This is a genomic window from Nitrospira sp. NS4, assembly GCF_049546785.1.
Lineage (GTDB): Bacteria > Nitrospirota > Nitrospiria > Nitrospirales > Nitrospiraceae > Nitrospira_D.
This window is the reverse complement of the sequence record NZ_JBMWAN010000001.1, coordinates 504,294-522,197: the sequence shown is the minus strand read 5'-3', so window position 1 is coordinate 522,197 and position 17,904 is coordinate 504,294. Positions and strand designations below refer to the sequence as shown.

Genomic DNA, 17,904 nt, shown 5'->3' with positions numbered 1-17,904 from the left:
GGCCAGGAGCAGGAGACTGCCTTCTTGTGCCATATCAATAGGAGTTGAAATGAAAGCCATCACCGTAGAACCACACAAGCCGGGGACCGGACGCCTGCAGGACGTTCCGGAGCCGGATGCCCGTGACGGGTCGGTTCTTGTGGAAGCCATCGCTGTCGGCGTCTGCGGGACCGATGTCGAGATTGTGCAGGGCAAGTACGGCTGGGCCCCTCGCGGCAAGACCCGCCTCGTGCTCGGCCACGAGTCCCTCGGCCGGGTGCTGGATCCGGGCCAAAGCAGTTCCCTTAAGAAGGGTGATCTCGTGGCCGGCATCGTCCGGCGCCCCGATCCCGTGCCCTGCCCCAACTGTGCGGTGGGGGAGTGGGACATGTGCCGGAACGGTCAGTACACCGAGCGCGGCATCAAGGAGATCGACGGTTTCATGTCCGAGCGCTGGCGGATCGAGCCGGAGTACGTCATGAAGATCGATCCATCACTCGGACTCCTCGGCGTGCTGCTCGAGCCCACGACCGTGGTGACCAAGGCCTGGGAGCAAGTCTTTGCCGTGGGCCAGCGCGCCTTTTGGGAGCCGCGAACCGTGCTTGTGACCGGCGCCGGTCCGATCGGTCTGCTTGCCGCCCTCGTCGGAAAGCAACATGGGCTCGAGGTCCATGTCCTCGATCGGACGGAATCAGGGCCCAAGCCGGAACTTGTTCGCGCCCTCGGAGCGACCTACCATGCCGGGGCCGTCGCAGACGTGGGATTTGAGCCGGATGTGATCGTCGAGTGCACCGGCGTCGGACAGGTGATCTCCGACTCGATTCAGGCGGTCAGTGCCGGCGGTGTGGTTTGTCTCACCGGGGTGGGCAGCGGAGGCAGAACGGCCGGGCTCCCCGTTGCCGATGTGGCGGCCGAGGTGGTGTTGCGGAACAACATCATCGTCGGCAGCGTCAACGCCAACAAGCGGCATTGGTACAAGGCCGGAGAAGTGCTGGCTCGCGCAGACCGCTCCTGGCTGGCACGACTGGTGACGCGGCGCGAGCGTCCGGAGGACTTCGCCAAGGCCCTTGAACGGAGGCCCGACGATATCAAGGTCGTCATTCAATTTGCCGGGGCCTGACCTCGGGGAGCCGGCCGGACGCGGATAACCTGGAGCGTGGCACAAATATGGCGAAGATCATGGAAATCGAAAACCATGATTTTCCCCCTCTTACGTAAACTGCATGCTGGGGCATTCTGCCCCTCGTGTCATCTGGCACTCTGTCGCAATCCTCCACTAAATACGTGCGATATACCTTCGCATTCGTTCAGTGGACTGTGATCTAAGTCATTGAATTAACTCGCCTACGTATTTCTCTACCCTGCTTTTCTCTTTGCCGCAATCGTGTGACACGACTATTGCAGTGGGTATTTTGTCTGCTTTCGTCTGGAAGCCACTGACCAGAGAAGAAGGTGGAAAGGAAGAGAGAAAACCAAAACCCTTCCGCCTGACCGGTGAGCCGGTCTCGTACCATGAACATATGCATACCCATAGCCTGTCACGTGAGAAAGGACCCTTCCTATGAAAACTGCTGAACATCTCCGGCTTGAAGAAGCTCGCCAGAAGGAAAAGCTGTGGAAAAAATGGGGCCCCTACCTGACCGAGCGGCAATGGGGAACCGTGCGAGAGGATTACAGCGATAACGGTGACGCCTGGAATTTCTTTACCCACGATCATGCCCGTTCGCGAGCCTACCGCTGGGGCGAGGATGGTCTGGGGGGCATCTGCGACGAAAAGCAGCATCTCTGTCTTGCGCTCGCCCTCTGGAACGGGAAAGACCCGATTCTCAAAGAACGGCTCTTCGGGCTGACCAACAGCGAAGGCAACCATGGCGAGGACGTCAAAGAATATTATTTCTACCTCGACAGCACGCCGACGCATTCCTACATGAAGTATCTCTACAAATACCCGCAGGCGGCCTTCCCCTACGGTGATCTCGTGGAGACGAATAGGCGGCGGAGCCGGGAGGAGATGGAGTACGAACTGCTCGATACGGGTGTCTTTCATCAGGATCGCTACTTTGATGTCTTCATGGAATACGCCAAGGACGGCCCGGACGACATCCTGGTGAAGATCACCGCGATCAACCGGGGCCCTGAGCAGGCCGAGCTGCATCTGTTGCCGACCCTGTGGTTCCGCAACGACTGGGCCTCATGGATTGCCGGACCTGCCGAGAAGCCGATCCTCAAGCAGACTCAGGGACCGGCCGGCACGAGCGCAATCGTGGCGCAGCATGCGACGCTGGGCACGTTCCACCTCTATTGCGACGGCGAGGTGCCGCTGCTGTTTGCCGAGAATGAAACGAACAACGCCCGGCTCTTTCCCCAGTATCCGAACCCCGCCCCCTACGTGAAAGACGGCATCAACGACTACGTGGTGCAAGGCCGCAAGGAGGCGGTGAATCCTGCACACCAGGGGACGAAGGCCTCGGCGCACTACCGGCAGATGGTCGGGCCAGGCCAGTCGATGACCGTGCGCCTGCGTCTCACCAGCCAGGGCCCAGGCGAGCAGGGCAAGGGCAAGAAAGGGGCTGTGGCCCCCTTCGGGCCGGCATTTGCGGAGACCTTCGCGGCCCGCTTGAAGGAGGCGGACGAGTTCTACCGTGCCGTCACGCCGCCTTCCGTCTCCCCGGACGCAGCCAACGTGATGCGCCAGGCCCTGGCTGGGATGCTCTGGTCCAAGCAGTATTATTACTTCGATGGCGATCGTTGGCTGGAGGAACACCACTCCAACCCCCTCCATGCCGGCTATCATATTTCCCGGAACTCGGAGTGGTTCCACATGATTAACGAGGACATCATCTCGATGCCCGACAAGTGGGAATATCCCTGGTATGCGGCCTGGGACCTAGCCTTCCACACGCTGCCGCTTTCGATCGTGGACCCCGATTTCGCGAAGCAGCAGATGCACCTCATGCTGCATGGGCTCTACCTGCACCCCAACGGGCAGATTCCCGCCTACGAATGGAACTTCAGCGACGTGAACCCTCCGGTCCATGCCTTTGCGACCCTCTTCCTCCACCGCACCGAGCAGGCACTGCGCGGGGAGACGGACGTCGAGTTCCTCCGAATGGCCTTCAACAAGCTCTTGCTGAACTTCACCTGGTGGGTGAACCGCAAGGACCGGCTGGGCAAGAACGTGTTCGAAGGAGGGTTCCTCGGCCTCGACAACATCGGCATCTTCGACCGCAGCGCCCCCTTGCCGACCGGCGGTCACCTTGAGCAGGCGGACGGCACAGCCTGGATGGCCCTGTTCAGCCAGAACATGTGCGAGCTCGCGGTGGAGTTGGCGGCCCATGATCCCACGTACGGGGACATGGTGACAAAATTTATCGAACACTTCCTCTACATCGCCGGGGGCATGAACAGACCAGGGCCGGAGGGCATGTGGGACGAGGAGGACGGCTTCTATTACGATCTGCTGCGGCTCCCGGACGGCAGCGCCCAGCGGCTTAAGGTACGCTCGATGGTGGGGCTGTTGCCTTTGTGCGCGACCACGGTGGTCGAGTCGTGGCAGCGTGATATCGTTCCGCAGGTAGTCACTGCGCTTCAGGCGCGCAGGGGCCAGATGCCGGAACTCTTTAAGGCCATGCACCCTATGGGCCCGGAGCATTGGGGGGTGAACCAGCGGGGGCTCATTGCTCTGCTCAATCCTGAGCGGCTCCGCAAGATCCTCTCGAAGATGCTCGACGAGAATGAATTTCTGGGTCCCTACGGCCTCCGCGCGCTCTCCAAGTTTCACGAGAGGAACCCCTATATCTTCCACGTCGGCGGCCAGGAGTATCGGGTGGACTACCTGCCGGCGGAATCCAATACCGGCATGTTCGGCGGCAACTCCAACTGGCGGGGGCCGGTCTGGATGCCCGTGAATGTCATGATTATCCGGGCGCTGCTGAATTTCTATGCCTATTACGGCGACAATTTTAAAATTGAATGCCCGACCGGGTCCGGCAAGATGATGAACCTCTTCGAGGTCTCCAAGGAGCTTGCGGACCGGCTCACCCGGACCTTTTTGCGCAATGAACAGGACCGGCGTCCTGTCTATGGCGGAACGGAGACGTTCCAATCCGATCCCCACTGGCGGGATCTCATCCTGTTCTATGAATACTTTCACGGCGACAATGGAGCGGGATTGGGCGCGAGTCATCAGACCGGCTGGACCGGGTGTGTGGCGAAAATCATTCAGCTCTACGGCCTGCTGGATGCCAAGAAGGCATTGGAAGGGGGCAAGAAGGCTGTGTTTAAGAAAGGTGACGCATGAACGGCTGGCGGAAATATCCGGTCATCTATGAGATCAACACCTGGGTCTGGCTGAGTGAGTTGAGCCGGACCTATGGGAAGCCTGTGACCCTCGCCACGGTTCCCGATCAGCAATGGGATGCCCTTGCCATGCATGGCTTTGACGCGGTCTGGTTCATGGGCGTGTGGGAACGGAGCCCTGCCGGCATCGCCATTTCGATGAAGAACGAGGGACTACTGACGGATTTCCGCCGGGCCCTTCCCGACTTTTCGCCGGAGGACAATGTCGGTTCGCCTTACTGCGTCCGGCGTTACGTCGTGGATGAGCACCTGGGAGGGCCGGAGGGGCTTGCCGCCGCCAGAAAGCATCTGGCCAAGCGGGGCCTGCGACTGATCCTGGATTTCGTCCCGAATCACGTGGCACCGGATCATCCCTGGGTCACGGAGCATCCGGACTATTTCGTCCAGGGCAGCAGCGACGATCTGGCACAGAAGCCGGGCGAATTTTTCCAGGCCGGCGGCAAAGTTCTGGCCCTGGGAAGAGATCCGTTCTTCGCGCCCTGGCCTGATGTGATCCAGTTCAACGGATTTCATCCAGGTCTTCGGAAGGCGATCATCGAAACCGTGGGATCGATTGCCGCGCAATGCGACGGGATGCGCTGCGACATGGCAATGCTGCTCATGACGCCAATTTTTGAGCGCACCTGGGGCCACCGCGCAGGGCCGCGTCCGGAGAAAGAATATTGGTCGGAAGTAATTCAGGGAGTGCGGAAGCGTTACCCCGATGTCCTCTTCATCGCTGAGGCCTATTGGGACAAGGAATGGGAGCTGCAGCAGCAGGGGTTTAATTACTGCTACGACAAGCGGCTGTACGATCGTCTTGAGCATGATCCGGCCGAGACCGTACGACTGCATCTTTGCGCCGATCTGCCTTACCAGGAGAAGCTGGTCCGTTTCATCGAGAATCACGACGAACCGCGTGCTGCCGCGACGTTCGGGGAGAAGCAGGCGCGGGCTGCCGCGGTGACGTTCGCGACTCTGCCGGGCGCCAGGCTGTTTCACGAAGGGCAATTCGAGGGACGCCGCGTGAGACTCCCGGTGTTCCTGCGCCGCCGCCCTGATGAAGCCACGGACAAGAATCTTCAAGCCTTCTACCACTCCCTGCTTCAGGCTCTCCGGAGCAACGAGGTCAGGGACGGGGAGTGGAAGCTCTGCGAGCGGACCGGCTGGCCGGACAATCAGAGCTATCTGAATGTCGTCGCCTGGTGCTGGCAACAAGGGGCCGATCGCCACCTGATCGTCGTCAATCTGTCCGGGGTCCGTTCCCAGGCCCAGGTCAAATTGCCCTGGGGTGATCTCGCGGGCCGGCCCTGGCGGTTGAGCGATCCGCTGCAAAAGACGGTGTATGACCGGGCGGGCGACGAACTTCAGTCATCAGGCTTGTATGTGGACCTGGAGCCCTGGGGCTATCACGTCTTCAAGGTGAGCATCGGGACCTGAGTTGGTCACGTGGGGGTACGTGTGGTTTCTTCCAAGAGAGTTCAGTGGCTTGGTGTGTTGTTCATCGTGATCATCCTTGCGGGCTGTGCGGAATTAGCCCTGCCCGATGAGGAGAGCCTGTTATTTCCAGGCTTTCAACGGTCTGAAGTCGTCGGCTTAGTGGCGGGATTCGGAACGACCTTTGCGGCCCTGCCGGATTTGATCGGGATGCTTAAGAGGAGGTCCAGCAAAGGCATGAATCCGACGATGGCGGGCATCATGGGCGTGTTTCAAATCCTGTGGGTGTATTACGGTCTCTTGATCATCTCACGGCCGGTGATTGTCTGGAATATCGTCGCGGTGTTGATCAATTCCCTCATGGTGGGCGCGTTTTTTTACTTTGTCCGTAACGAGAAAATGGGCGGCGCGAAGGTCGGAGGTGGCGGCTAACAAGCCGATGACACCCGACTCCGGGACTGCGGTGTGTGGCGACCCCGGATCGGTGAATTGCATTTTCGAAGCGTCCAATCTATCGTGCGAGGCCTGATGCCGAAAGATTTCCCCGCTGGCTCCAACGCTCCCACCTCATTTTCGTTATTCGAAGGCGGCCCGGTCTACCGGTTGGAGGAGAAACTCGGTCTCGTACGCGATGGACAGAAGCGCCGCGGTTCTTGCCTGCTGTTCGCCTTGCTGGTCGCCTGGGTTCCGATGCTGCTCCTCGCAGCGGCGCAAGGCCTTGCGATCGGGCCGACACGGTTGGAATCCTTCCTGATGGATTTTGCCGTCAATGCCCGCTTCTTGATCACCGTGCCGGTGTTTTTGCTGGGAGAACCGATCTGTCTGGAGAAACTCACCACCGTGGTCCGGCAATTCCTCGAAGCGGGCCTGGTGAAGGACGAGTCCCGTGAACAGTTTAACGCCATGGTCGGGGAGACGGTCAGGCTGAGCCAGTCCGGAAGGACGGACGCGTTGTTGGTATGCCTGGCGTATCTTCATAGTGCAGCCACCTTGGCGGTGGTGTTGTTCGGGCTGCAGGACTCGACGTGGCGCACTCCGATGAGCAACGGCCATGCCGTCCTTTCGCTGGCGGGAGGCTGGTTCTTCCTGGTGGCCCTTCCGCTCTACTTCGCTCTCATGTGGCGTTGGTTGTTGCGAATCGCGTTATGGTGGCGGTTTCTGTGGCAGGTCTCAGGACTCGACTTGCGGATCAGCCCCGCCCATCGAGACGGTGCGGGAGGATTGGAATTTCTGGGCAACTCCGTGGAAGCGTTTGCCCCATTCGTATTCGGTGTCATGTCGTTCTCCGCCGCTCTCGTGGCCGATTTCGTCGTCTATGAAGGAGATTCGCCGCTTCAATATCAATGGCATGTCGTCGGCCTTGTGGTCTTCCTGCTCATTCTGATTGCCGGCCCCTCCCTGTTCTTCGCGCGGGCACTCTATAAGGCTCGAGAGGAAGCCATCTTCCGCTATGGAGCGCTGGCCAGCCGGCAGGTTCGGCGTATCGAAGCGATGTTTCCGGAGGGACCTGTTCAGGAGGATCGCGAATGGAGCCTGCCCGATTTTCGCCCAATCACCCACCTCGGGCATTCGGTGACCACGGTGCACAAGATGGCGCTCGTCCCGCTGACGAAAGAGCGGGTTCTTTTACTGGTGGCCGTGGCCCTGGTTCCATTCATTCCGGTGCTGGCCACGCAGGTTCCGATCGGGGAGATGGTTTCTGTGCTGCTGAAGGTGCTGGGGTGATCAGGCTCACAATGCGCGAGGTCCACCCTGTTGCATTTGGCGACAGTCGCTCGTAGTGATCTGTCCTCTGAGGCCACAGTGCTCCGGTGCTCTTTCCAGAGGTGCCTAGGGTTTCCTGCCTAACCTCTCGATACTTCGATACTTATTCCTCATTTTTTGACGAGGTGAAGATGGTACTCAACCTGCATAAATTGATTTGCAGCGAGTAGACGGACAAGGGTATCTTGCGCCCGCATGTTGAGCGCAGGTTATCGAGTGATTGCTCAACCACAAGGAGGACTCCATGACGCAGGTATTATCGAAATCCCCTTCCACCATAATCCGGCTTTCTTTGATGGCTGCGGCTCTGCTCGGAACGATGATTGCGGTGAGCGGTATGCCTACCGTGGCGTCCGCCTTTACGGAGCAGCAGCAACTGGTGGACAAAGCCAAGATGACGATCGAGTCCTTTGCTGCCGATCCCAGCGCGGGGGGAGCGGTCCGCGATTTGAAGCATGAGGCTAAAGCCCTGTTCATCGTGCCGCAATTCATGCGGGGGGCCTTTGTGTTCGGCGGGGCCGGAGGCAGCGGCGTCCTGATCGTCCGCGACGAGAAGACCAACAAGTGGTCCGAGCCCGTGTTCTACAACATCGGTTCCGCCAGCTTCGGCCTGCAAATCGGGGGCGATGTGTCGGAGATGATCTTTGTGGTGCGGAACCAGAAGGGGTTGGAAGAGTTCTATCGCAACGATTTCAAACTCGGGGCTGATGTCACCATGGCAGTAGGACCGGTCGGCGAAGGGGCGTCTGTGAAAGGCATTGCGGGTGACATGGTCGCCTACGCCAAAAAGAAGGGCGCGTTTGTAGGGTTTTCAGCGGATGGCTCCACCATCACGGTGTCGGACGACTCCAATCACGCCTATTACGGGAAACTCGTGCGTCCGACGGACATCATTGTGAAGCAGAGCGTCAGCAATCCGAAATCCGCCGATCTGCGCAACGCGGCGGCGAAGTTGATGCAGTAGCATCCGGGGCTGTTCTGAAGGGCGGGTGCATGCATCGATCGGTCATGTGAACGGTGAGGAGGGAAAAGGGGCAGTGATGGTGAGCAGAACGCTTTTTGCAATCGTCGCGATGGCTGTTGCGTCGCTCCTTCCTGATTTTGTGCAGGCCGGCGGTCTTTCTCTCTATGAGATAGCGACGTCGGATGTCGGTCTCGCGAGCGCCGGCTGGGCGGCGCGCGCGCAGGACCCGGCCACACTGTTGAAGAATCCCGCCGGGATGAGTCTGCTGGAGGGGAATCAGTTCCAGGGCGGGGCGCAGCTGCTGCACGCCAGCATCGGGTTCAGCCCCGGCCCGGGAACAAGTGTCTCCGGCAACGACGGGGGCAATCCCATCGGCACCCTGCCCGCACTCAGTCTCTTTTATGTCCACGGACTAGGCCAGGACGTCAAAGTAGGACTCGGCCTATTTTCCAATTTCGGACTCGGGATGAATTACGACTCCGGGTGGGTCGGCCGCTACTATGCGATCAATAACACCCTGCTGGGCCTCAGCGTCATGCCGGCGCTCAGCTATCGTATCAACGAGAAGTTGTCCATCGGGGTCGCGGCCAATGTCATGGCCGGGTACTTGGACTACAGCGCCGCCATCAATAACAATGTCCTCGCCATCGCCAACCGGCCCGATGGAAAAATGGCCATGAACGACACCACCGTCGGAGCGGGCGGGAATGTCGGACTGCTTTACGAACCCAGGAAGGGCACCAGATTCGGCGTCACTTACTATTCCCAGGTGAAGCTCGACTTCGGAACCACCCCCACCTTCACCGGTTTGTCCAATCCGGTCCTGAGCGCCCTGCAAAATCAGGGGAGCTTGAATAAAGCCCTGGACCTGGGGGTCACCGTGCCGCAATCGGTGATGGTGAGTTCCTATCACGAGCTCACCGATCGCTGGGCCATGATGCTGGATTTCGGCTGGCAGGACTGGAGCCAATTCGGCAAGGTCGAAATCGGTTTGACAGGTTCCTCCCCTGCGACTTTGACTACGACGACCAACCTCGATTACCAGGATACCTATCATGTGGCACTGGGAAACCGGTATCGCCTGAACCAGGCCTGGCTTCTCAATACGGGCTTTGCCTGGGACAGCTCGATGATCAAGAACCAGAACTATACCGTGTCGCTGCCGGTCGGGCAGATCTACCGGTTCGGCCTCGGCGCCGAATGGCAGGCCAGTCCTAAATTGAATGTGGCGTTCAGCTACGAACTGGCGTACGGGGGCGATCTGCCGGTCAACCAGAACCGGGGTCCCCTGGCGGGCAGTGTCGTCGGGCAGTTCCCCGGCGTCTATACCAACTTCTTTCAAGTGAGCTTTATTTGGGGATCAGTCGCAAAAGGATAGGGAGTCGATCGCCCTGCCTAGAGTCTGGCTGCGTCAAGAGCAGATAAAGGGGGGTAACGGGAGGGCGGGCGTCGGTCGCCGGCTTAAGGAGACGGGCATATGAGGAAACGCATGATTGCCGGGGTAGTTTTCGCCTTGATTGCCGCCAGCGGCTTCGCCGGCATCACGACTGCCTGGGGTGAGGCAACAGAGGAATCCGCTTCGCAGCGCGTGACGCTCCAACTTCCCAGTGAGAAGCAGACGACCCTGGGGCTTTATGTAACGGCCAAGGAGGCCTATGAGAAGTGGAAAGCCGAGCCGGACACAATTAAGCTCATCGACGTGCGCACTCCGGAGGAATACCTTTTCGTCGGCCACCCGACTATGGCCTGGAAAATACCCTTCGCTATGCAGGTCTATGAGTGGGACGCCGAGAAGAAGCAGTTTCCGATGAAGCCCCTGCCTGATTTTGTCTCCCGGGTGAGTGAAGTGGCCAAGCCCGATGACACGATCATGGTGATGTGCCGGTCTGGAAGCCGCAGTGCCATGGCGGTCAACCTGCTCGCCAAGGCCGGTTTCACCCGCGTGTACAACATCACCGATGGGATGGAGGGAGATGCGGTCAAGGATTCCAACAGTGTCTTTGTGGGCCAGCGGTTGGTGAACGGGTGGAAGAACTCAGGGTTGCCATGGACCTACCAGCTCACTCCCGACCGGATGGTGCTGCCCAAGGACCGGTAGGTGGTTTAGCAAGAGGGAAACCGCTATACCCAGCTCTCTGAGGAAAGAACTCGGGCGAGATTTTATGGCATATCAGCGAAGGCGAGTGGGCTGCTTGAAGCTCCCTATTCAAAGAGACGTGACCAATGGATTTGACAGGCGGCAGTTTTTAAAAGGCACGGTAGGGATGGCCGCTGCCCTCACTGTGGCAGACGACAGTAAGGAGGACATGGTAATGGCTGAGGAAGCGAAGGCATCAACTACGGCTCCACAAAAGAGAGTCAGCACCACAGTACCGTTGAACTGGAAAGAGGTGTGGTTTACCAACTGCCCCATGGTGTCCGCCAACAACGTGGACCAGGAGTTGGGGTGGTGCCGCGAGGAGTTCAAGAAGATCGGCGTTGAGTACGCCTATTTCCGTCACGCGCCGGAGAACAACTGGTATCCGCACTATATCCACAACCTTGACAACCTGATCCGCTTCGGCGGCCTGTATCCTCCCATCCATGTTCATGCGGACATCCGCCGCACCCGGCTGCTGGGGGCGACCTGGGTATACGAAGGTGGTTGTATGGCGGTGCGCGCCACGGACAAGATCTATCGGATGAAAGATCTGAAAGGCAAGAAGATCGGCCTCTCGAAGAGCCTCAACACCATCAAGAATGACTGGTGGCGCATCCAGGAGCACATGGGCATCGAGAACATGCTGAGGCTGAACGACATGACCATGAAGGATGTGGAGATCGTCGAATTCCCCTACCCGGATGACTGGTATGACAAACCCGAGATGCTGGTCCCGCCGATGAACAACCCGTCCGAGCTATGGATGCGCCGCGACCACAAGCACGATCTGGCTTTCCGTCCCCTGGAGACGGCGCTATTGAAAGGCACCGTCGATGCCATCTACACCCAGAGCAAGGTCTTCCAGCATCTCCAGGAGGCGACAGGCCGGATCAAGATGATCGAGGACCTGTCCAGGTACCCGGACTGGACCGTGCAGGTGGCCAACACCCCCGCCGTCATCACCTGCACTGACGTGATGGCCAAGGAGCACCCCGAGCTCGTCATCGCCTACATGAAGGCTATGATCAAGGTCGGCCGCTGGGCGAACGAGCATAAGCGCGCCGCCGGGGCGATCCTCAACCGGCAAACCTTTTACCTGGATGCCGAGGATACGTACGAGGGCATCAAGCACGTTGACATGGTGCCGAGCTTGAGTGCGCAGAACCTGCAATGCATTAAGATCGGCAAGGACTTCATGCTAAGCCACGGCTACATCAAGAACGACTTCGATGTGGACAAGTGGGCGGCGCCGGAATTCCTGGAGCAGGCGGCCATAGAGGTGCTCAAGGAGGAATGGCAGAGAAGGAGTTGGAGCAAGCTTCCTCAGGGAGGCGGACTCGAGGCAGAGGGCACGAGGCTCGGGTAGTTGGGAGGAAGCTCGCCGGAAGGCGTGCACATGCGCTCCAGGGGACATTGCTCGCTGACCGATGGATCTGGATATCGGTAGCCATGGGGATGGGGCAAGATCATGAGGGAGATAGGGGGGGCCGTTATCATGCGCATACCGTTTTATGACCGCATCCGGATGTCTGCAGCACTGTGTCTTGCCATTGGGCTTACCGCATCGGGATGTGTGACCTCTCCCGTCTATATGATCAAACAGCACGATGGACCGCCGGTTTGTGCGCAGCAGTCTCCTGACCGCGAGTTGCTGCTCGGCCTGGCGGTGTCCGGGGGAGGGAGCCGGGCCGCCCTGTTTGCGGCCAGCGCCTACGAGGCGCTGGGTCAAATGCGGGTCGGGCCCGGGAACCATTCGTTGCTGGAGCAGGTCTCGCACATCTCCAGCGTGTCGGGCGGGAGCCTGGCCTCTGCCTATTATGTCGTGGAGAAGCCCGCGCGTGAGGTGCCGATCCTGACGCCGGACGGCCGGCTGACAGAGGAGTACCAGGCGTTTTTCGCCCGATTCAAGGAAACCATGGCGCGCGACTATGAGAAACCGCTGTTCTGGAAGAATATGTTTCGTCTGCGGTGGGTCAATCCGGCCTGGACAGCCGTGTCGCTGAGAGATGTCTTGCAGGATACCTACCTCGGGGATATGAAGCTTCAAGATCTCGCCCCGCGGCAGGCGCGCGGCGACAGTCCGTATTTTCTGATCAACACCACGCTGTATAACGACGGGCGGCGGCTGGTGTGGAGCACACTGGAGCGCGAGGCCCTGCGGTACGACTTCGTTCACGATCTCCAGCAGAAGCCCGACTGGGAAAGGATGACTCCGGAATCGGAGCAGATTCTGCGCGCCCGCTGGGAAGACCTGCAGAGTCGCACGCCCGAGGATCTGAAGCTCGATCCATGTCAGCTGAAAGTCGCGATGGCCGTTGCGGCCTCCATGTCCTTTCCCCCCATCATCGGACCGGTTACGGCGGGTATCGAAGGGGAAGACCAGTATTGGCATATCGGGGATGGGGGCATGTCGGACAATACCGGCGCCGAGTCTCTCCTCATGGCCTTCCTGCACCAGTTGCAGCAGGGGCGAGCCAAACGGGCCGTGATCCTCGCGCTGGATAGCTCGTTCCCGTTCGATGTCGGCGGCGCCAGCCTGAACCATCGCAATGAAGGGTTTTCGTTCTTCGACGCGGACTATTCGCGGATCCCCAGCATCATGGAAGAGCGGTCGCTCGCCTATCGCGCCATGTTTTTCCGGGTCGCCCAACATCAGAATCTGTTTCCGGCCTCTGTGGAGGTGGTGGTCATCCGCCTGAAGCATACCGACGCCCAATGGAAGGAGGATCTGAGCGACCTCCCGGAGTCATGCCGCAAGGAAGGCGTTGACTGGAAGTCTCCGCGCGACGTCACCCAGCATGTGTCCGGGGTCGTGACGCGGCTCTTTTTGAAGTCCACCTGCGACCGCGATCTGGTGATCCAGTCGGCCCAGAAAGTGATCGCTCAGAGCGAGCCTGCAATCAGGAAGGCAATGGAGCGGTAAGCACCGATCGGTGACAGACCGGTGGCAGCGCGGCCCGGATCGATGAACGCATGGAGGGGGCGCCGAACGGCGGAGAGGCGCGGCCCTGAGAGCAGTCATTCTAGTGATGTGACGGTCACAAGCAGAAAGGAGGGTGGAACCATGAATACCAGTGGCGCACGTGTTTCGCTCACGCTCTTCGTGTTATTGGGCAGCATACTGTTCTTGTCGGCCTGCACGGTGACTGATACCGTGAAAGATATCCTGTCCAGCACGACGCCGGGTGATTGGTATCACGACGGTTTGCTCAAGGAGGAATACAAGGCCCTGGCCTTTGCGACCATGAACCGCGAGAACCTGCTGCAGGATATGGCCAGGGGACGGGGCGAGTATTTGGAGTCGATGGGGACGCTGCTCGGAGTCCCACCGTCCCGTAAGCAGGATTTTTTCGGACGTGCCCAGCGGCACATGGGCGAGTTCACGCTGTCCGAACCGCCGAAACCGGGGGAGATCGTGACAGCACTTCGCTCTGACCTGTCAGCTGTCTTGCAGGCTGATCTGGAAGGTGTGCACGCGCGATAGCACATCGGCGGCTCATCCCGGTTTCGGGGATGATGTGAGCACTGTGATGCGGGGCCGGTGAAGGCCCGCCGCATTCACAGTGCTCTCAAGCCATCAGGCCGTTAATTGAGTTCGTCGTCCTTCCAGTATTTCGTCCCGTAGAGCATGGCCTGTGCCATCACCCCGTTCTTGGTCATCTGATACACTTCGACATTCTGAAGCATCTGAACATCGTCCGCCCCGGCCCCGGCGGCTTTTATCTCCTGGCGGGCGGCCATCCCCTGGTCACCGGACTGGGCCTCGGCGCTGGCCTTGCCGGAGAACTCCATGCCGGTCTCAATGAAGTTCTTGAACGTTTGCTTGTCATGGAAAATCATAACGGCTCTGAGATCAGACACGCCGAGACCGAAGCCGCCCCCCAGTTCCGCCATCCGCATGAAGGTCTCCTTCCTGGTCGCATTGTCCACCGCCACGCCGTACCCCTGGCCGCTGGCCATCGCCAAGATCTTGACGTTCACATCACTGAAGACCGCATAGCCGACGGCTTTATTCAGACGGTCCTTCACCCCGGGCTTTTCCTTGATCAATTCAGCGAGCGTCGCATGCTGCATGGTCCGAATGAAGGTACGTTTGTCCTCCGCGGATTCACCCTTGGCCTTGTAACAGCCTGTCAGTATGAGCAGGCTGAGAGCTGCGCAGGCCACGGGCAGTGAGTGCTTGATCCATTGTCGCATCTGTTCCCTCCTTCAGTGTAGTTGGAAATAGGCCCCCTCCGCTTACTCAAATCACCCCGAACCGCTGACATTCCGGTTCATCTTGGATCAGCGTCGTCGCAAGCAATATCACGCAATCAATTTGCCTATCCACCTCAACAACCGTCTCCAGGCTGTTGCCGCCTGAAAATGACCTCATGACGAACAGGCCGCCGGAATTTCCCTTTTCCGAAGAGGCCCGGTGAGCGACTCGCTCTATTGCGGATCCCATTGTGGCCAAGGGCTCATTCCTTCAGCTGCTCCGGCTGCGGGATCTGAACCAATTGCTCGATATATTTGTTGAGCGGACTATAGACCGGCGCTGTCTTGCCGGTTAGGAAATCCACCCAGGCGACTCACAGAAATTCCGCTACTGTGCATGCTGCTATCAGCGGGCCGCGTGACGGCTCCTTTATGGAGCCATGCGCGTACTGTCATGGTCATGGGATTCAGCTCCACTCCCCCATGTGCCCTAACAGTACTGCGAACGTCATGCCGGGTGCCGTCAATGTCTGTTGGGCATGAAACCACTGGATTGAAACGATGGTTTAGAGGAGGCAGAGCGATGATCAAGACAAAGCTGTCGCATGAATCAACAGATTGTTTTCAAGGGCTGGGGCGAAACACCCCAGAGGGAACCGTGCAGCTACCGATGCCTTACGTCATCGGATCACACCCATGGGCTGGTGGGAGGGAGGGTAATACCTATGGGGCGTATCATTAAGAATTCGCGCGGCTTGTCGGGGGCCTCGCGAACCGCCTCGCGGTTCTCTGCGCGCAATCGTCTCCTTAGAAGGGGGAGCCCTCTACATAGAAAGGCGAGGGTATGCAGGCGGTAGAGTCTTGGATTAGGATCGGATCGTGCCGAGAGACCCGGCTACTTCTTGGGGTCCAACTCAGCCAAATATTGCACTCCATCTTTCGCTGCCCCTATGACCTTCAGCATTCGCCGTCCGCCCTCTTCGTAAAGCGTGGCCTCGATCCATCCCCGTTCACTCTCCGCTCTGAGCTTGCCGTCGGTGAGCGTGAAGGTCCCTTGCCCATGCATGATGCCGATGGTCCGCACGGTCTCAAAGGCATAGGCCCCGTCCTCGCGGATGATCAACGTGACCCAATCATCCTCCCGTGACCGGGGTGTCGCCCTCATGATTCCGGCCCACTTTCCTGCGGCGCCCTGGAATGTGGAAAGGGAAACCTGGATAGACGGGGGTGGAGGGGCCGGTGTGACCGGCGCGCAAGCGAGAGAGGCGGCGCACCCCCACAGTACGATTCCACAGCAGACCGCGCGAAACCATTCCTTCATCATCGTCTCCTCTTCGGAATCAGCATATCGTGAAGGCCGCCCTCATGGGCGGCGATCCCCCTATTTACCTTAGTTGCCCCAGGACTGTCCATGTGATGACTGACTGACTGCTGTTTCTTGCTCAGACCAGCGTCGTGAGTAGTTTCAGCAACATGTCCTTCACCGGTATTTGGATCGCAAACACGGGAATCATCGGGAGCAACGCCGGCAGGACGATGGCCAGCAACGCCCGCTTCCCGATCGGGGTTGGGCGGATGCCCGCGACCACTTCATACATGGACACGGTATCAATCACCGGGCCCAATTCGCCTGCCTGGAGTAGCGGCGATTCTACAACCGGTTCCTGTGCAATCCACCGCTTTCTGACGAGACGGCCGTGCCGGCCCACGAGGGCCCCGTACTCCAGCAAACCCTGTCGCTTGAGAGGGAGCAAGCTGCGGAAAAACAAGGCGAGAGGCCCCAGGTAGAGCACCAGCATCGCGACAACAAACAGCGCGAGCGGAATCATGAGCGAATGGACATCCACCTCGTGATAGAGGACCTCATGCCCCCAACGGGACGCAATGACTGCCGACATGGCAAAGACCACGGGACTGAAGATGAAGGTCATTTCTTCCAGGAATCCGAGGCCTCCTGCCCGGTCAGGATGAGTGGGGACCAGTTGGAGAGGCAGGCGCGCAATCTGCCGGAGCAAGTGGGCATACACCACGAGCCGCCACACCCATGCCAGGAGCAACATGATAAACACCGGCCGGACCACAAAGAGAAACCACCAGCTGCCGAACTCGAACCAGGCGGTTCCTGCGTTGCCCGCGCTGGCCCAGACCAGCTCGTGCAGATGGCCGGGATCACGTTCGACTGTCACGAAGAGCAGTGTGGAGGCCGCCATTCCGGCCCACACCGGCCAGGCATCGCGCAACCGTTCAGCGGCCCGCACGATCTGAACGAACCGTGGCCTGGTCTCATCCGTCACAAGGCCCGAGCTGACGAAATAGGCGATGACCCGTTGCGGAATGAGGTCGCCGACCAGCTCGGCGATGATAAACAACGGAATGGCGATCAGGCAACGCACGTGCACCCCGAAGTGGCGGAGCAAGGGCTCTTCCACTTCTCCGGGAAAGGCTCGCTGCCAGAGGAGGGCCCAGATGGCCAGCGGGAGCCATGTGACCAGCGCAAAGACGAGGCATCGCCGGATGATGCCCAATCCCGTGGGGGGGACGAGCCCGATCGCCCGTTGAAGGCGAAACCAGGGGTCCCCACGGACCAGTGATAGGCTCAGGTCATCGGCGCGTGGTTCCTGCTGACTCATAGGTGACCTCCTGAAAGGGCGGTGACATTCGAATGCGCCCAGGCACCGCACCAAAGGATGAGACTCGCACTTCTGTGCAAACCACTAGGTATCCGGACCTGCGGTCTGGTGGCATCTATAGCACAGACGGGAGAATTAAACGGGGCCATTCTACGCAGTCGGGTCGGCCGGATCTATTACGACTTCTTGACATCCCACCCTGATCAAGTTGACGAACCGGCTGGCAAGAAAGTAAGCCGGCTCAGGAGTCTTGTCTTGAGAAGATCGTAGCGGTTTCTGTAGAAGACCGCCCATGCCATACCCTCCGCGCCTCGTTGCGAAGATCTCTCCTATCATGTCTTCAACCTCCGGGTCGGGCGACTCCCCCTGTTTGCAAGCCCTCTGATTGCGCCCTGATGGAGTGTATCCTGAAAACAAGTGGCGAGAACCATATCGCGCCGCATGGCGGGGATCCG

General features: G+C 59.4%; 14 protein-coding genes. 11 read left to right on the top strand and 3 right to left on the bottom strand.

Translation table 11 applies throughout. From position 1 onward, the window contains the following. Positions 1-49 precede the first annotated feature (49 nt). The 11 genes from ACO9S2_RS02295 (at position 50) to ACO9S2_RS02245 (ending at position 14,106) form a co-directional block, all read left to right on the top strand. Positions 50-1,099 carry a glucose 1-dehydrogenase gene (locus tag ACO9S2_RS02295; protein ID WP_423720206.1) on the top strand — a complete coding sequence of 350 codons (1,050 nt, stop codon included), beginning with the start codon at positions 50-52 and terminating at the stop codon, positions 1,097-1,099. 441 nt (positions 1,100-1,540) lie between these two features. Beyond that, positions 1,541-4,279: an MGH1-like glycoside hydrolase domain-containing protein gene (locus ACO9S2_RS02290; RefSeq protein ID WP_423720204.1), complete on the top strand. Its 2,739-nt coding sequence runs from the start codon at positions 1,541-1,543 to the stop codon at positions 4,277-4,279. After that, positions 4,276-5,757, top strand: a complete 1,482-nt coding sequence (locus tag ACO9S2_RS02285; protein WP_423720203.1) for an alpha-amylase family glycosyl hydrolase — start codon at positions 4,276-4,278, stop codon at positions 5,755-5,757. The genes ACO9S2_RS02290 and ACO9S2_RS02285 overlap by 4 nt, the downstream gene beginning before the upstream one ends. A gap of 21 nt (positions 5,758-5,778) precedes the next feature. Next, positions 5,779-6,186, top strand: coding sequence for a SemiSWEET family sugar transporter (locus tag ACO9S2_RS02280; protein ID WP_423720202.1), 408 nt, complete (start codon positions 5,779-5,781; stop codon positions 6,184-6,186). Between the two features lie 96 nt (positions 6,187-6,282). Further along, positions 6,283-7,479: a hypothetical protein gene (locus tag ACO9S2_RS02275; protein ID WP_423720200.1), complete on the top strand. Its 1,197-nt coding sequence runs from the start codon at positions 6,283-6,285 to the stop codon at positions 7,477-7,479. A 283-nt stretch (positions 7,480-7,762) separates the two neighbouring features. Further along, entirely contained in the window at positions 7,763-8,482 is a 720-nt protein-coding gene (locus ACO9S2_RS02270; RefSeq protein WP_423720199.1) for a lipid-binding SYLF domain-containing protein, read from the top strand. Positions 8,483-8,558: 76 nt separating this feature from the next. Next, the gene (locus ACO9S2_RS02265; protein WP_423720198.1) at positions 8,559-9,860 is read left to right on the top strand and encodes an OmpP1/FadL family transporter; all 1,302 of its coding nucleotides are present in this window, start codon (positions 8,559-8,561) and stop codon (positions 9,858-9,860) included. Between the two features lie 99 nt (positions 9,861-9,959). Continuing rightward, the gene (locus ACO9S2_RS02260; protein WP_423720196.1) at positions 9,960-10,580 is read left to right on the top strand and encodes a rhodanese-like domain-containing protein; all 621 of its coding nucleotides are present in this window, start codon (positions 9,960-9,962) and stop codon (positions 10,578-10,580) included. A 214-nt stretch (positions 10,581-10,794) separates the two neighbouring features. Then, the gene (locus ACO9S2_RS02255; protein ID WP_423720195.1) at positions 10,795-11,988 is read left to right on the top strand and encodes an ABC transporter substrate-binding protein; all 1,194 of its coding nucleotides are present in this window, start codon (positions 10,795-10,797) and stop codon (positions 11,986-11,988) included. A gap of 129 nt (positions 11,989-12,117) precedes the next feature. Continuing rightward, entirely contained in the window at positions 12,118-13,545 is a 1,428-nt protein-coding gene (locus tag ACO9S2_RS02250; RefSeq protein WP_423720193.1) for a patatin-like phospholipase family protein, read from the top strand. A 141-nt stretch (positions 13,546-13,686) separates the two neighbouring features. Further along, on the top strand, positions 13,687-14,106 hold the full coding sequence (locus tag ACO9S2_RS02245) for a DUF3015 family protein (RefSeq protein ID WP_423720191.1): 420 nt from the start codon (positions 13,687-13,689) through the stop codon (positions 14,104-14,106). A gap of 101 nt (positions 14,107-14,207) precedes the next feature. Here the strand turns inward: ACO9S2_RS02245 and ACO9S2_RS02240 are convergent, their stop codons facing one another. From ACO9S2_RS02240 to ACO9S2_RS02230, 3 genes are all read right to left on the bottom strand, one after another. Then, a complete protein-coding gene (locus tag ACO9S2_RS02240) occupies positions 14,208-14,819 on the bottom strand; it encodes a hypothetical protein (RefSeq protein WP_423720189.1) in 612 nt (203 codons plus the stop codon). Positions 14,820-15,714: 895 nt separating this feature from the next. Beyond that, entirely contained in the window at positions 15,715-15,984 is a 270-nt protein-coding gene (locus tag ACO9S2_RS02235; RefSeq protein WP_423720187.1) for a hypothetical protein, read from the bottom strand. A 277-nt stretch (positions 15,985-16,261) separates the two neighbouring features. Continuing rightward, positions 16,262-17,449, bottom strand: coding sequence for a hypothetical protein (locus ACO9S2_RS02230; RefSeq protein ID WP_423720186.1), 1,188 nt, complete (start codon positions 17,447-17,449; stop codon positions 16,262-16,264). Between the last annotated feature and the right edge of the window lie 455 nt (positions 17,450-17,904).

Coding starts and splice junctions, on each gene's coding strand:
- ACO9S2_RS02295 (WP_423720206.1), top strand. CDS start 50: ATGAAAGCCATCACCGTAGAACCACACAAGCCGGGGACCGGACGCCTG.
- ACO9S2_RS02290 (WP_423720204.1), top strand. CDS start 1,541: ATGAAAACTGCTGAACATCTCCGGCTTGAAGAAGCTCGCCAGAAGGAA.
- ACO9S2_RS02285 (WP_423720203.1), top strand. CDS start 4,276: ATGAACGGCTGGCGGAAATATCCGGTCATCTATGAGATCAACACCTGG.
- ACO9S2_RS02275 (WP_423720200.1), top strand. CDS start 6,283: ATGCCGAAAGATTTCCCCGCTGGCTCCAACGCTCCCACCTCATTTTCG.
- ACO9S2_RS02270 (WP_423720199.1), top strand. CDS start 7,763: ATGACGCAGGTATTATCGAAATCCCCTTCCACCATAATCCGGCTTTCT.
- ACO9S2_RS02265 (WP_423720198.1), top strand. CDS start 8,559: ATGGTGAGCAGAACGCTTTTTGCAATCGTCGCGATGGCTGTTGCGTCG.
- ACO9S2_RS02260 (WP_423720196.1), top strand. CDS start 9,960: ATGAGGAAACGCATGATTGCCGGGGTAGTTTTCGCCTTGATTGCCGCC.
- ACO9S2_RS02255 (WP_423720195.1), top strand. CDS start 10,795: ATGGCTGAGGAAGCGAAGGCATCAACTACGGCTCCACAAAAGAGAGTC.
- ACO9S2_RS02250 (WP_423720193.1), top strand. CDS start 12,118: ATGCGCATACCGTTTTATGACCGCATCCGGATGTCTGCAGCACTGTGT.
- ACO9S2_RS02245 (WP_423720191.1), top strand. CDS start 13,687: ATGAATACCAGTGGCGCACGTGTTTCGCTCACGCTCTTCGTGTTATTG.
- ACO9S2_RS02240 (WP_423720189.1), bottom strand. CDS start 14,819: ATGCGACAATGGATCAAGCACTCACTGCCCGTGGCCTGCGCAGCTCTC.
- ACO9S2_RS02235 (WP_423720187.1), bottom strand. CDS start 15,984: ATGAGGGCGACACCCCGGTCACGGGAGGATGATTGGGTCACGTTGATC.
- ACO9S2_RS02230 (WP_423720186.1), bottom strand. CDS start 17,449: ATGAGTCAGCAGGAACCACGCGCCGATGACCTGAGCCTATCACTGGTC.